This window comes from Denitrobacterium sp., assembly GCF_056180635.1.
In genome coordinates this window covers 1-14192 of the sequence record NZ_JAZZJS010000020.1, presented here as the reverse complement: position 1 = coordinate 14192, position 14192 = coordinate 1, and the positions used below count along the sequence as shown (strand labels likewise).

Below are 14192 nucleotides of genomic sequence, written 5' to 3'. Positions count from 1 at the left end.
TCCGACTTGCAGGTCGCGCACGCTCGAGCCGGCGCTTTCCACGGCCAGCACGTCGCCACAGCGCTCGGCCAGGGGCAGCGTGAACGTGCCCACGCCGCAATACAGGTCGGCGATGCGGTCGGTTTCGCTAGCCTGCAGCCCGTCGAGCGCAAGTTCCACGAGCTTTTCCGCCTGCGCGGTGTTCACCTGGAAGAAGCTGGGTGCGCTGGCGCGGTACGTGAATCCACAGAGGTCTTCCGTCCAGTGGCCCTTGCCGGCAAGCACTTCCACGCCCTTCACGGCGCGTGCGGACCCTTCGTCGGCCATGACGCGCACGATGCTCGTGGCCTTCAGCGTGCTGGCGAGCGTCTTTGCCGCGGCGGCGCGGGGGAAGCGGCCCGGTTTCGTCCAGAGCGCGATTTCCGTGTCCTTCGTGCGCAGGCTGCTGCGCACGCCTACGCGGTAGATGCCCAGGTCGCCCGACCCCTGCAGGTAGCGCAACGCGCCGCGCAGGGCCTTGGGGGCCTTCTCGATGGTGCGGTGGGCGAGCGGGCAGGAATCGGCGCGGCAGAGCTCGTGCGAGCCCGGCTTGCGGAATCCCAGCTGCAGGTGCCCATGGGCGTCGTTCTCGCAGGCCATTTCCAGCTTGTTCCTGTAGCCCATCTGACGTTTCGACGGCACGCAGGCGGCAACGAGCGATTCGGCCTCGATCGCGTCGAAGTGCGCGGTGCGTCGAAGCTGCGAGACGATGTTCGCGCGTTTCGCAGCGAGCTGGGCGTCGTAGGCGACGTGCTGCCACGAGCAGCCGCCGCACGTTCCCGCCAGGGGGCAGGTGGGCGCCACGCGCGCTTCACCGGCTTCCAGCAGCTCGGCCACATGGCCGCGCGCGAACGACTTGCGTTCCTCGTCGATTTCCACGAGGGCCACGTCGCCCGGGGCGGCGCCTTCCACGAATACGGCGCGCCCGTTTTCGTCGCGCGCGATGGCGGCGCTGCCGTACGCAAGCGCTTCTATGTGCAGTTTCGTTTGCATGTGCTTCCTTCTGTTGTCGATGGGGCCATGTTACCAAGAGGCTATGCAGTTCAAATGTGCATGGGATGATAAACAGGGAAGATAGCGTATAATCACAAATCGTGTATGCGCCCTCGTAGCTCAGGGGATAGAGCGTCTGCCTCCGGAGCAGAAAGTCGCAGGTTCGAATCCTGTCGAGGGCACCAGTGTTTTTCGGGTGCATACGCATTCGCTAGTCATTTCGGAAGGGAGCGCACATGGCGCAGTACACTCCGGCTTATAAGCCCAATGGAAACGAAATCGCCGTCATCGAAACGTCCAAGGGCACCATCAAGGTGCAGCTCGCGGGCAACGACGCTCCCATCCACGTGGGCAATTTCGTAGAGCTTTCCCAGAAGGGCTTCTACGACAACCTGAAGTTCCATCGCTACGTCCCGAATTTCGTCATTCAGGGCGGCGACCCCAACACGCGCGACCTCGACACCGCACAGGTGCAGATGGCCGCCAATAACCCGTTCGGCGGCCTTGGCACGGGCGGCCCTGGCTACACCATCCGCGAGGAGTTCACCACGAACCCGAACAACTCGCACGAAGATGGCGCGCTGGCCATGGCCCGCTCCCAGGACCCGAACTCCGCTGGCTCCCAGTTCTACCTGTGCCTGGGCGCCCAGCACTTCCTCGACCCGAACTACACCGTGTTCGGCCAGACGATCGAGGGTAAGGAAGTCATTGCCCAGCTGTGCGTGGGCGATGTCATCGAGCACATTACCATCGAAGGCGCGAATGCCTAGCCAAGCGAAAGCGCTTGTACGTCATTCGGCACGAGAGGACAGATCGGCATTATGAACAACGTCTTATTCCAGAGGGCACGCGAAGCCTACGGCGTTAACGATTACGTTTCCGCACTCGAAGGTTTCACCCAGTGCCTGCAGGGCTTAAGCGATGGCGAGGACGTAGCGGAAGGCGAACTGGGCCTGCTGTATCACCAGATTGGCAACTGCCTCATGAAGCTTCACGACTACGAGGAAGCCATTCATGCCTACACGCAGGCCACGGCCGATAACTCCTACGAGGGCATCGGCGCCGTGAACTGCAATCTGGGCAATTCGTATGCCGCGCTTCACGATTACGAAAACGCCGTCAAGCATTTCGAAATCGCCGTTTCCGACGCCAAGTACGATTCGGTGTACAAGGCATACGCCGGCATGGGCAAGGCCTACCTCAAGCTCGGCAAGTCTGCCGAGGCGGGCTCGGCATTCCGTTCCGCCGCGCTCGACGAGGCGAACCCGAACCCGGCGCAGGCCCTGCTGAACTTGGGCATCTGCTTCATGGCGCTCGACCGTCCGGCCGACGCCGTCGCGTCGTACGAAAGCGCGCTGCAGTTCGACATGAACACCGCCACGCGCAATAAGCTCTACGCGAACATGGGCCAGGCCTACACGGCCACCGGTCAGTTCCAGCAGGCCGTTAACGCGTTCGAGGAGGCTCTCGCCGACAAGACGTACTTCCTCAACGATGCCGCAAGCGTCGATTACCAGCGCGCAATCGGCCAGGTGGCTCAGGGCACGCAGGTGCTTGCCGCCGTGGAAGACGACCCTGCCGCAACGGCCGACATGTCGGGCCTCGACGTTCCCGGCGATGGCGCGCCCATCTACCACGAAACCGATATGGCCGCTGCCGCCCAGAACCCGTACTACTACGCCGACAGCTATGGCGTCTCCGATAAGTACAACTCGGGCGATGAGCGTTTCTTCAACGCCACCGAAGAGGAAATCGAGCAGTGGAGCCGCGGCGTGGCCAAGCAAGACCGCAAGCGTCGCAACGTGGGCCTGAAGCTGCTCGTCGCGTTCATCGTCGTGCTGGTGCTTGCCGCCGGCGCTGGCGTGTTCGCCTATTCGCAGGGCTACGGCTATCCCATGCAGGACACCGTGGTGAAGCAGCTCTTCGCCGACCCCAGCAGCTCCTCTTCCGTGTTCTCCTCCGACCTTTCCTCGGAAAAGGTCGAGAAGATGCTCGACCCCGTCGTGCAGGATTCCGATATCACCATCGACGGCCAGGAGCTTTCCATGAACTCCAGCGTGGTGTATGCCACGGCCAACACCGCCGAAGGCGGCGACGTGCAGTACAAGATCACCTTGTCGCGCGACGGCATCGGCTGGAAGGTTTCCAACATCGAACTCTACTTTGCGAGTCAGAACTAATCGTTAGCAGTGCTATCAGGAAAGAAAGGATTATTGATGGCAGTACAGAAGACTTACACCATGATCAAGCCCGACGGCGTCCGCAACGGCCACATCGGCGAAATCGTGAACCGTTTCGAGCGTGCCGGCCTCGTTGTCGAGCGCATGGAGCTGGGCATGGTCACGCTGGAGCAGGCTCAGGCCAACTACGCCGAGCATGAGGGCAAGCCCTTCTACGAGGGCCTCATCTCCTACATCACCAGCGGTCCCGTGGTGAAGATGGTCGTTTCCGGCGAAGGCGCCGTTGCCAAGGTTCGCACCCTCATGGGCGCCACCAACCCCGCCGAGGCTGCCCCTGGCACCATCCGTGGCGACTTCGGCCTGATCATGGACGAAAACGTCATCCATGGCTCCGACTCTCCCGAGTCCGCCGAGCGCGAAATCGGCATCTTCTTCAACTAATTGCTGAAGCGCATGCGGGCCGGCTCTTCGGAGCCGGCCTTTTTGTTTTTCGGGGTTGTCGCATGCGCATGGGCGCAGCGCGGGCGGGGGAGCGCGAAGTCGTTTGCCGAACGAGCGCGCATTGCGGTTCGCGCGCGGGGCCGCATCAGCGGGAATGCATTATAGTTCGCATATGAATTTACGTGGCGCGTACCGCGGCTGTGATACCATTTGCATTTGGAAATTCCGAGTATGAAGGACTGCCTTTATGTCGTTTATGGATTGGTTCAACTCGGCGGGATCATCGTACGATATGGCAATCGACCTGGGCACCGCTAACACGCTGGTTGCCATCACGGGCGAAGGCATCGTTATCAACGAACCGTCGGTTGTTGCAATAGAGAAGAGCACGCACCGCGTTCTCGCCGTTGGTCATGAAGCAAAGAACATGATCAACCATACCCCCGATGCGTTTTCGGCTGAACATCCGCTGCATGACGGCGTTATCGCCGACTACGATGTCACCGAGGCCATGCTCTCCGCGTTCATCAACAAGGCGGTCGAGCGCAAGTATCCCTGGCAGCCCAAGCCCCGCATCGTCGTGTGCATCCCCTGCGGTGCCACGAGCGTTGAAAAGCGCGCGGTTTTCGAAGCCACCATTCAGGCTGGCGCACGTCAGGCATACCTCATCGAAGAGCCCATGGCCGCAGCCATGGGTGCCGACCTGCCCGTAACCGAGCCCACGGGCTCCATGGTCGTCGACATCGGCGGTGGCACCACCGAAGTCGCCGTCATCTCGCTGGGCGGTATCGTCACGTCCTCGTCGCTGCGTCTTGCGGGTAACCGCATGGACGAAGCCATCGCGATGTACCTGCGCGATTTGCTGGGCATCAAGATTGGCGAGCGCACGGCGGAAGTCATCAAGATCAAGATTGGCTCCATTCTGCCGTTCGAAGACGGCCGCGAGCGCGACATGATCATTTCCGGTCAGGACGTCCTCACCGAACAGCCCAAGGAAGTCACCATTCAGTCGGAAGACGTGCGCGCTTCGCTGCAGGCTTCCTGCGACGAAATGGTGCTCCACATCAAGGAAACGTTCAAGAAGACGAACCCCGACCTCGCCAGCGACATCATCCAGAACGGCATCCTGCTCACCGGCGGTGGCGGCCTTCTTTCCGGCCTCGACCAGTACCTGGCCCGCGAGCTGGAAATTCCCGTTTGGGTTAGCGAAACGGCCCTCACCAACGTCGTTATGGGCTGCCTGAAGGTTCTGGAAACGCCCACGGCGCTCAAGCAAACCCTCATGCGCTCTAGGTAAGGCGCGCTTTTCGGTATGCCTTTGAATTTCAAACAGGATCCCTCGGCGATGCGCCCCTACCTTGTGCTCATCGTCCTGCTGGTCATTTCCCTCGCAAGCGTCACCATGTACGCGCGCGAGGGGTCCGACGGGTTCCTCCACAAGGTGCAGGGTGGCGTTTCGAGCGTCTTCACGCCCCTGAAGGTGGTGAGCGCCACCATCTCCGCGGCGGAAGACACCACGTCCGATAGCATCACCGACGCCACGAAGGCCGATACGGTCACTGCGCTCACGGAAGAGAACCAGCAACTGCGCCAGACGATTTCCGAGCTCGAGGAATACCGTCAGGAAGCGCAGCGCCTGCAAGACCTCATGAACGTGGCCGACCAGTACAGCATGGAAGGCGTAACTTGCCGCGTGCTCTCGCGTTCCTCCGATTCCTGGAACCAGGTTGTCACCATCGACTCCGGCACGTCGAGCGGCGTGCGCGCGGGCCTGCCCGTCATCGGCGACAGCGGCCTGGTGGGCCAGGTCATTTCCGCAACGGAAAACACAGCCGAAGTGCGTCTTCTCGCCGACCCGCAAACGGGCGTGGCGGCCATGATCCAGTCGAACCGCGCGGAGGGCATCCTCAAGGGCTCGTTCGACGGCCTGCTCTACCTTGAAGACGTTGCCAGCAACGTGGAAGTGAAGAAGGGCGACGTCGTTATCACGTCTGGCCTGGGCGGCGGGTACTACCGCGGCATCATCATCGGCACGGTGGTGAAGGTCGATGGCAACGCGAGCGACAACGACCGCACCATTATCGTGGAGCCGAACGACACCACGGGATCCCTCGAGGAGGTCATGGTGGTTACCGCCATGAATTCCGAAGGCGCGGCGGCCCAGAGCTCTTCGAGCAGCTCGTCCACTTCGTCCAATACGTCCTCGAGCGGCGAATAGGAGGCTCGATGCAACGCGAAACGAAAATCAGCATTATCGGCGCCGTCATCGCGGTCTTCCTGCAGATCGTCGTGGCCCCGAACATCGCGATCTTCCAGGTGATGCCTAACTTCCTGCTGGTGTATACCCTGGTTGTGGCCATGCTCTTCGCCGACGACTCGGTGCTCATCATCGCATTCGTGCTGGGCTTCCTCAGCGACCTTCTGGGCTATGGCCCCGTGGGCTCGCTGGCGTTTCTGCTGGTTCTTGCGTCGTTTTTCGCGTCGCGTGCCCATGCAACCTTCGCCAACGGCTCGGTGCTCATGCCCCTCATCATCCTCATGCTCTTCGCGCTCGTCGTCGACGTGCTGTACGCGGCGTTCCTGCTGGGCCTTTCCAGCAGCCTGAACCCCATCGAGGCATTCGCATACCGCGCCGTTCCCTGCGCGCTCTACGATTGCGTGGTGGGCCTTATCATGTATCCGTTCCTCTCTCGCCTCCTCGCTAACTCCCAGCTGGAGATGAAGTCCGTTACCGCTTCCCATTTGCGCTAGGGGTATGCCGTGGTTGCAGCTATCATCGCGGGCATAGTCACGCTGGTCGTTATCGTCGTCGTCGCCATACTGGTGATGCGCGGCATGGGAAAGCGTTCGCGCGATAAGGTTGCCACCTCGCGCGAGATCCACTCCATCGACACGTATGGCGTTGCGCCCGAAAAGCACAAGACGGCATTCGGAGCTTCGGGCCATACGCAGGTCTCGTCTACGAAAACCGCGAGCGGCACCACGGGCGAGGCGATTGCGAACCGCTTCGTCGCCATGGGCATCCTGGCCGCCAGCGTGTTTGGCGCGCTCATCGCCAAGCTCTTCAGCATGCAGGTGCTGCAGTCCGACGACTATTCGAGTCAGGCGTCGAAGAACCTCTATTCCACGGTGTACACGCCCGCTCCGCGTGGCGTCATCTACGACTGCGACGGCCTGGCCCTGGTGAGCAACCGCTCGAACTACACGGTGCTCGCATCTTCCGACGTGGCCGACGACTACGATACGGTTCGTCGCCTTTCCGCGCTTCTGGGCATTCCGTTTCAGGTGGTGCGCCAGCGCATCCTCGACAGCACGTCGGGTGCGCAGAGCATGCGCGTCGTGGCAAGCGACGTCACGCTGCGCAACATCGCGTTCATCAGCGAACACGCTTCGGCATTTCCCAACGTCACGTGCGAGATGCGCACGTCGCGCTCGTATCCGTACGGCGCCCTGGCCGCCCACATCCTGGGCTATACGGGCACCGCTTCCTCCGACGACTTCCAGAACGAGACCGCCGGCCAGAACCTGCAGTCGGGCGACTCGGTGGGCAAGAGCGGCGTGGAATACACGTACGAGAACGTGCTCGCGGGCGACCATGGCACGCGCACCCTGCTCACCGACGCGCAGGGCAACGTGCAGTCGGTGGTGAGCGAAACCGACCCGCTGCGCGGCAACGACATCTACCTCACCATTCGCGGCCCCGTTCAGAAGGTGGCCGACGACGCATTGCGCGAGTACCTGGCCCCCAATGGCAAGCTCGGTTCCGCGAACGCCACGGGCGGCGCCGTCGTGTGCCTCGACGCCACGAACGGGGAAGTGGTGGCCATGGCCAGCTACCCTACGTTCACGCCCGAAAGCTTCATCGGCGGCATTTCGCAGGACATGTGGGACGACTTCAACACCGAAGAGTCGCATTACCCGCTCATGGACCGCGCCGTTGCCGGCACGTACCCCGCGGCATCCACGTTCAAGGCGTTCACTTCCATGGCCGCGCTCACGAATGGCGTTGCCAGCTCCAGCAGCAGTTGGACCTGCACCGGCACGTGGACGGGCTTCGGCAGCAGCTATGCGCAGAAGTGCTGGAAGACGTCGGGCCATGGCACGCTCGATCTTATCGACGGCATCGCGAACTCCTGCGACGTCGTGTTCTACGAGATTGCGAAGAACTTCTACGAGTCGGGTTCGCTTTCCGAAACGGCCATGCAGGATTACATTTCGGAATTCGGCTTCGGCGCCAAGACAGGCATCGACCTTTCGGGCGAGGCCGCGGGCCGCGTTCCCACGCCCGCATGGAAGAGCGATTACTTCAAGGACGCCCCCGAAGAGGCCGTTTGGCAGGGCGGCGACATGACGAACATGGCGATTGGCCAGGGCTACGTGCTCATCACGCCCCTGCAGAACGCTGCCGCGTACTGCGGCATCGCCACGGGCAAGGTGTATCGCCCGCATGTGCTGCGCGAGGTGCGCAATTCCCTGGGCGAGACGGTGCTGAAGTACGAGCCCGAAGTCATCGCCCAGCCCAACATGAAGGAAGAGCACATCAAGACCGTGCGCGAGGGCCTGCGCAAGGTGATGACCCTGAACAACTACGATACGAACTACTTCTCGGGCGCGAACTTCGAGATGGCCGGCAAGACGGGTACCGCCGAGGTTTCGGGCAAGAAGGACTACTCGTGGTTCTGCTGCTACGCGCCCTACGACAACCCGAAGTACGTCTGCGCGTGCCTTGCCGAGCAGGGCGTTTCCGCTGCGAACAACTGTATCCCCATCGTTTCGGAAGTGCTGCAGGCCGCCATCGCCTACGATGAGGGCTCGCTTACGGCCGATTCCATGGGTCCTGTTACCGGTTCGTACTCCGTGGTGGAATCCAGCAGTGTCGATACGTCTTCGGCGCGAGGTGATTAGCCTATGAGCAACGTGCAGCGCATGCAGCAAATCGATTCGGTGAAGTCGCCGAATGCCAGGATCGCCGCGGCAACGCGTCCGTCGCGCTTCAAGTTCGTGAACCCCACGCTCATCGTGGTGGTTGCGGCTTTGGTGACGTATGGCCTCATCGTGGTGTACACTGCCACCGTCAGCAACGAGGCGTACAACTTCTCGCGCCAGCTGAGCGGCGTGCTCGTGGGTGCCGTGCTCATGCTTCTGCTCTTCAGGTACGACTACCATCAGCTGTCGCATTTCATGGTGCTCTTCCTGTGCATCAACCTGGCGCTCATCCTCATGCCGCACATTCCGGGCGTGGGCCTTTCCGTGAACGGCGCCGACTCGTGGGCGAAGATTGGCCCTGCCCGCTTCCAGCCTGGCGAGTTCGCCAAGGTCACGGTTATCCTGCTTGCTGCCAGCGTCATCTCGCGCTATGGCGGCAAGCTTGGCAGCGCGCGCGAATACTTGAAGGCGCTTGGCATCCTGCTCGTTCCCGTTGTGGCCATCCTCACGCAGCCCGACTTGGGCACGGGCATGGTGTACCTGTTCATCGCGGGCACGGCCCTCATCGTGGGCGGAGCGCGCCCGCGCTACATCCTCATTTCGCTTGGCATTCTGGCGGCTGCGGTTGCGGCCATCCTCATCCTCGACCCCATCGCCGACTCCATAGCGGGCAAGGACGTCCTTCTGAAGGATTACCAGAAGTCGCGCCTGCTCGTGTTCATGGACAATAGCTACGATCCCACGGGCGACGGCTATAACCTTACGCAGGCGAAAATCGCCATTGGCAGCGGTGGCCTCTTTGGCAAGGGCCTTGGCAATGCTACGCAGTCCACGCTGGGCTATCTGCCCGAATCGCCCACCGACTTCATCTTCTGCGTGCTGGCCGAGCAGCTCGGCTTCGCGGGCGCGCTGCTTCTCATCGCCCTTTATGCCGCGCTACTCTTCGTGTGTTATCGTATTGCGTACAATGCCAACGACATGTTCGGCACGCTCATCGTAATGTGCACGTCGGGCATGTGGCTCTTTCAGATTTTGGAGAACATCGGCATGACCTGCGGACTCATGCCCATCACGGGCATTCCTCTGCCGTTCATGAGCTATGGTTCTTCGTTTATGGTGGTCAACTTTGTCATGCTGGGTTTCATCGGCTCGGTGTGGGCGCATAACGGCAGATAGAGCGTACGCGCTCGTTTGAAGGAGAGATGCATGAACCTTCCCATCGACCCCTCGGCGGTGCTCGATGCCTCGACCGATATCGAAACCGCGCGTTCGATGCCACTGCTCGTGGCGATTCTCGTCGACCCCGAGTCGTCTCCTGCGCTGCGGGATAGCGTAACGCGTGCATTCACGCCCCAGACGTCGCAGGCCACCGTGCATGTTCTTCCCTGGGAAGAAGCGCCTTCCATCACTTCCGAATACGACATGGCCGTTATCGTTGCGGGAACGGGCCTTCGCACGGGCGGTATCGCCCAGATGCTCATTGGCGCTGGTGTTCCCGCGCTCACCGTTACCGATATGCCTGAGCTCGTGCGCGAAATCGCCCAGGCCGTGGGCTGTCCGCTGCTGGAAGGCGATGTGGTCGCTCCCGATCCAACGGTCGACGGCGCGGCGTTCCCCGCAGACGACGAGTTCAATCTCGAGCCGTATCCCTTCACGGTCGACCGCGAGCGCACCATGCTCATGGGCGTGGGCGCGTGGATCGTCTCCACGTTCCGCGCCAAGCGCCTTGCGTTCGCGCTTTCGTTCGCATTCGTGCGTCGCCCCCTTTCCCTGGAATCGGTGCACGCCACGTCCATCCAGAATGCGGGCATTGGGCTCGTGCGGTTCATTCCCGGGGCCGATATGCCCCTCATGACGCTCAACCAGGCGAAGATGATGCTGCAAATTGCGGCTGCCTACGGGCAGCCCCTGGGAACCGACCGCTGGCGTGAGCTGGCGGTGCTGTTGGGCGGCGCTTTCGCGTCGCGCTCCGTTGCGCGTTCGCTCATCGGCTCGTTCCCCGTGCTGGGCGGCATCATCCGCGCGGGCGTGGGCGCAGGTGCCACGCAGGCCATGGGCCACGCCGCCATTGCCTATTTCGAGGGCCTTTCCGACGGCATCTACGAGGTGCCCGACGAAGCGGGCGCGCTTTCTCGCGTGCGCGAAGTTGCGTCTTCGGCGCAGGCTACCGTGCAGCCGTATGCCCAGGCAATCGCCGATGTGGCGGTAAGCGCGGCGGGGAAGGCCGCGTCGAATGCCGTATCCTATGCCAAGCAAGTCGCGCCCGTGGTGCGCGAAGTCGGCGCGGAGGTAATCGCCCCCGCAGCCGTGAAAGCAGCCGAGAAGGTCGGGCCCGTGCTGCGCAAGTCGGTCGACGCCGCAGCGCCCTTCGTGGGCCATGTCGTGTGCGAGGCCGTGCCCGCAGTGCGCGAGACCGTTCTCGCTTTTTGTCGCAAGCAGGGTATTGAACCCGACGAATTTGCCCGTCAGATGGTAGGTTCGTTCATCGATTCGCGCGGAGGTAAGCGTTAAATGCCGCGTACAATGACCGATCTGTGGCCCCGCCTGCGGGGTCTCCTTCCGCGTGCCGAACGACCGGTGCGCTACATCAACCACGAGTTTGGCTCGCTCCATCATGACTTCGACGCGCATCCGAACGATGCGTCGCTCGTGATGGTGTACCCCGACACGTACGAGCTTGGCCAGGCCAACCAGGCCATCCGCATTCTCGTGAATGCCGTGAACGCGCGCGAGGGCATGTGGGCCGAGCGCTCGTTCCTGCCTGCCGCAGAATTCGGCGACATCATGCGCGAGGAGGGGCTTCCCCTGTTCTCGCTCGAGAGCTGTGCACCCCTGGCGGAATTCGACTGCATCGGCATCACGCTCCCGCACGAGCTTGCCGCCACCAACGTGCTCGAGACGCTCGACCTGGCGGGCGTGCCCCTGCGCGCCGCCGACCGCGCCGAGGGCGACCCGTTCGTGCTCGCCGGCGGCCCCTGCACGTGCAATCCCGAACCCTTCGCCGCGTTCTTCGACTGCATCTGCATCGGCGAAGGCGAAGAGGCCGTTCCCGAGTCGCTCGCATGCGTGCACGAGGGTCGCATGGCGGGGAAGAGCCGCCACGAGATTCTGCGCGATCTGGCGCGCATCGAGGGCAATTACGTGCCGCTGTTCTATCGCGAGCTCTCTGCCGAGGAGGCACGCGAGGCGGACCGCTGCGTCGAACCCACCGAGGATGTTGCCCCTGCGCTCGTTAAGCGACGCATCTTCGAGGGCTTTTCGCAGACGAGCTGCTGGGAGCCATGCATCGTTCCCTTTGGCGATTTGGTGCACGACCGCCTGAGCGCCGAGGTGCTGCGCGGTTGCACGCGCGGCTGCCGCTTCTGCCAGGCGGGCATGATGTACCGTCCGGTGCGCGAGCGTTCCGCCGACAACATCGTCGAGGGCGTGCTGGAAGGCCTTGCCCATACGGGCTACGACGAGGTGAGCCTCACGTCGCTTTCCACCACCGACCACTCCCAGATTTCCGAAATCCTCACGCGCCTGAACGACAAGGTCGCGGGCACGGGCGTGCGCGTCTCCATTCCGTCGCAGCGTCTCGACTCCTTCGGCGTCGACATGGCGAAGATGGTGGCGGGCGAGAAGCGCGGTGGCCTAACATTCGCTCCCGAAGCGGGCACGCAGCGCCTGCGCGACGTCATCAACAAGAACGTCACCGAGGAAGACCTGTTCGGCGCCCTTACCGCGGCGTTCCGCGAAGGTTGGCGCCGCTGCAAGCTCTACTTCATGCTTGGCCTGCCCACGGAAACCGACGAGGACGTGAAGGGCATCGCCAGCCTGGTGCAGCGCGCGTACGATGCCGTGAAGGAAGTCGTGCCGCCCGAGGAGCGCGGTCGCATCCAGATTGGCATCTCGTGCGCCCTGTTCGTTCCCAAGGCGCAGACCCCCTTCCAGTGGTGCGCGCAGATTCCCCCCGAGGAGGCGCTGCGTCGCGTGAACCTGCTGCGCAATTCCGTGCATTACCGCTCCATTAGCGTGAGCTGGCACGACCCGGCGACGAGCTTCGTCGAGGCCGTTCTCAGCCGCGGTGGCCGCGAATGCGGCGACCTGCTGGAACGTGCGTTCCGCAAGGGCGCGCGCTACGATGCGTGGACGGAGCATTTCCGCGAGGATGCGTGGCGCGACGCCGCAGCCGAGCTGGGAATTGATATCGACAAGCAGGCGCGCAGGGAATTCGCGCTGAGCGACGTGCTTCCCTGGCAGCATATTTCGGCGGGCGTGCATCTGAAGTACCTGCAGCTGGAATACAAGCGCGCGCTGAAGGAAGTCACTACTCCCGATTGCTCGTACGAGGGTTGCACGGGTTGCGGCCTGTGCCCCGATTACGGCATCAAGGTTGAAACGCAGGAGGTGCGCCATGGCTAAGCCGCAGCCGAAGTCGGCGTTGGAACTGGGCGGCGTGCCCGAGGTGCTCTATCGCCTGCGTGTTGAATACGCCCAGGTGGGGCGCGTGTCCATGCTCTCGCATCTGGATATGACGCACTATCTCGAGCGCACGGTGCGCCGCGCGGGCCTGTCGTTCGCTGTCACGCACGGCTTCTCGCCTCACATGAAGATTGCCTTCGGCGGTGCGTTGCCCGTTGGCGTGGGTGGCCTGCACGAGATCTTCGACGTATTCCTCACCGAACGCGTTCCCGAAGACGAGGCGCTTCGCGCGCTGAACGAGGCCTCGGTATCCGCATTCCCCATGCTCTCGTGTCGCTACATCCCGCGCAAGGACGCCGCCGCGAGCGTGGCGTATCCCTTTGGCGTATACGCCGTGGAATGCGCTGGTCCCGCTTGCGAGCTGTCGCTTCCCGAAGACATCGAGGTCACGCGCGAGAAGAAGGGCAAGATCAAGACGCGCACGTTCCATGTTGCCGACTACCTGCCCTTCGAACCATTTGCGCTGGGCAATCTGCTTGTGTTCTGCCTGCAGGCGAAGCCCGAAGGCAGCCTGCGCCCCGACGTTCTTATGCAGAACGTGGCAGGCGCCAGCGTGCAGACCATCATGCGGATAAACCAGTTCCAGCAGGCACCTAGCGTGGAAGATGTGCGTGCCGATGCCAAGGCGTACGCCGTATCCTGCGTGCAGCGTGCGCTGCGCGATGCGATTCCCGCATCGCGTCTGCTGGCCAACGAGCCCATGAGCGCTCATACGACGTTCAAGATTGGCGGCCCTGCCGACCTCTACTGCATTCCCGCTTCCGTCGAGGAGGCGCAGGCCGTGCAGCGCGCATGTCGCGCGTACGACGTGCCTCTGCGCGTGATTGGCTGTGGAAGCAACCTGCTCGTTTCCGATGAGGGCCTGCGCGGCGTCGTCATGGAATTCGGCGAGCCCTTCTCCGAGGTGCGCGTGGAAGGCGATTGCGTGTATGCCCAGGCGGGCGCCACGAACGAGCGCATTTCGGAAGCTGCTTGCGAGGCGGGACTTGCGGGTTACGAATTTGCGTCGGGCATTCCCGGCACGGTGGGTGGTGCCGCCATCATGAACGCGGGCGCCTACGATGGCGAATTCGCAGGCGTGGCCCAGGAGGTAACCTGCCTTACGCCCGAAGGCGATGTCGTTACGGTGTCGCATGACGAGGCCCGCTGGTCGTATCGCCATAGCATGAT

The 14192-nt window shown here is 62.7% G+C and carries 12 protein-coding genes and 1 tRNA gene; 12 read left to right on the top strand and 1 reads right to left on the bottom strand.

Annotated features, from left to right (window positions below):
• The coding region (rlmD, locus tag AC04P6_RS01755; RefSeq protein WP_475564873.1) for a 23S rRNA (uracil(1939)-C(5))-methyltransferase RlmD at nt 1-1011 on the bottom strand (1011 nt) is incomplete at its 3' end.
• A 109-nt stretch (nt 1012-1120) separates the two neighbouring features.
• On the opposite strand from rlmD, the gene AC04P6_RS01750 reads away from it, so the two are divergent.
• The 12 genes from AC04P6_RS01750 to AC04P6_RS01695 all read left to right on the top strand — a co-directional run.
• Nucleotides 1121-1196, top strand: a tRNA-Arg gene (locus AC04P6_RS01750).
• Nucleotides 1197-1247: 51 nt separating this feature from the next.
• Nucleotides 1248-1781, top strand: a complete 534-nt coding sequence (locus tag AC04P6_RS01745; protein ID WP_475564872.1) for a peptidylprolyl isomerase — start codon at nt 1248-1250, stop codon at nt 1779-1781.
• Nucleotides 1782-1832: 51 nt separating this feature from the next.
• A complete protein-coding gene (locus tag AC04P6_RS01740) occupies nt 1833-3191 on the top strand; it encodes a tetratricopeptide repeat protein (RefSeq protein ID WP_475564871.1) in 1359 nt (452 codons plus the stop codon).
• A gap of 36 nt (nt 3192-3227) precedes the next feature.
• Nucleotides 3228-3632: a nucleoside-diphosphate kinase gene (ndk, locus tag AC04P6_RS01735; protein ID WP_475564870.1), complete on the top strand. Its 405-nt coding sequence runs from the start codon at nt 3228-3230 to the stop codon at nt 3630-3632.
• A 247-nt stretch (nt 3633-3879) separates the two neighbouring features.
• Nucleotides 3880-4929, top strand: a complete 1050-nt coding sequence (gene mreB, locus AC04P6_RS01730; protein ID WP_475564869.1) for a rod shape-determining protein MreB — start codon at nt 3880-3882, stop codon at nt 4927-4929.
• Nucleotides 4930-4944: 15 nt separating this feature from the next.
• Nucleotides 4945-5850, top strand: a complete 906-nt coding sequence (gene mreC / locus AC04P6_RS01725; RefSeq protein ID WP_475564868.1) for a rod shape-determining protein MreC — start codon at nt 4945-4947, stop codon at nt 5848-5850.
• 8 nt (nt 5851-5858) lie between these two features.
• Nucleotides 5859-6383 carry a rod shape-determining protein MreD gene (gene mreD, locus AC04P6_RS01720; protein WP_475564867.1) on the top strand — a complete coding sequence of 175 codons (525 nt, stop codon included), beginning with the start codon at nt 5859-5861 and terminating at the stop codon, nt 6381-6383.
• A 9-nt stretch (nt 6384-6392) separates the two neighbouring features.
• Nucleotides 6393-8537: a penicillin-binding protein 2 gene (gene mrdA, locus AC04P6_RS01715; protein ID WP_475564866.1), complete on the top strand. Its 2145-nt coding sequence runs from the start codon at nt 6393-6395 to the stop codon at nt 8535-8537.
• 3 nt (nt 8538-8540) lie between these two features.
• Nucleotides 8541-9734: a rod shape-determining protein RodA gene (rodA, locus tag AC04P6_RS01710; protein WP_475564865.1), complete on the top strand. Its 1194-nt coding sequence runs from the start codon at nt 8541-8543 to the stop codon at nt 9732-9734.
• Nucleotides 9735-9764: 30 nt separating this feature from the next.
• Nucleotides 9765-11069, top strand: coding sequence for a YcjF family protein (locus AC04P6_RS01705; RefSeq protein WP_475564864.1), 1305 nt, complete (start codon nt 9765-9767; stop codon nt 11067-11069).
• A 12-nt stretch (nt 11070-11081) separates the two neighbouring features.
• Nucleotides 11082-12962, top strand: a complete 1881-nt coding sequence (locus tag AC04P6_RS01700; RefSeq protein ID WP_475564863.1) for a TIGR03960 family B12-binding radical SAM protein — start codon at nt 11082-11084, stop codon at nt 12960-12962.
• A partial coding sequence (locus tag AC04P6_RS01695; RefSeq protein WP_475564862.1) for a TIGR03936 family radical SAM-associated protein occupies nt 12955-14192 on the top strand: 1238 nt, incomplete at its 3' end. The genes AC04P6_RS01700 and AC04P6_RS01695, both read left to right, overlap by 8 nt.

Bases quoted from the DNA above. Each gene is read 5' to 3' on its own strand.
- mreB (WP_475564869.1), top strand. From the start codon at position 3,880: ATGTCGTTTATGGATTGGTTCAACTCGGCGGGATCATCGTACGATATG.
- AC04P6_RS01745 (WP_475564872.1), top strand. From the start codon at position 1,248: ATGGCGCAGTACACTCCGGCTTATAAGCCCAATGGAAACGAAATCGCC.
- AC04P6_RS01705 (WP_475564864.1), top strand. From the start codon at position 9,765: ATGAACCTTCCCATCGACCCCTCGGCGGTGCTCGATGCCTCGACCGAT.
- mreC (WP_475564868.1), top strand. From the start codon at position 4,945: ATGCCTTTGAATTTCAAACAGGATCCCTCGGCGATGCGCCCCTACCTT.
- rodA (WP_475564865.1), top strand. From the start codon at position 8,541: ATGAGCAACGTGCAGCGCATGCAGCAAATCGATTCGGTGAAGTCGCCG.
- mreD (WP_475564867.1), top strand. From the start codon at position 5,859: ATGCAACGCGAAACGAAAATCAGCATTATCGGCGCCGTCATCGCGGTC.
- AC04P6_RS01740 (WP_475564871.1), top strand. From the start codon at position 1,833: ATGAACAACGTCTTATTCCAGAGGGCACGCGAAGCCTACGGCGTTAAC.
- AC04P6_RS01700 (WP_475564863.1), top strand. From the start codon at position 11,082: ATGACCGATCTGTGGCCCCGCCTGCGGGGTCTCCTTCCGCGTGCCGAA.
- ndk (WP_475564870.1), top strand. From the start codon at position 3,228: ATGGCAGTACAGAAGACTTACACCATGATCAAGCCCGACGGCGTCCGC.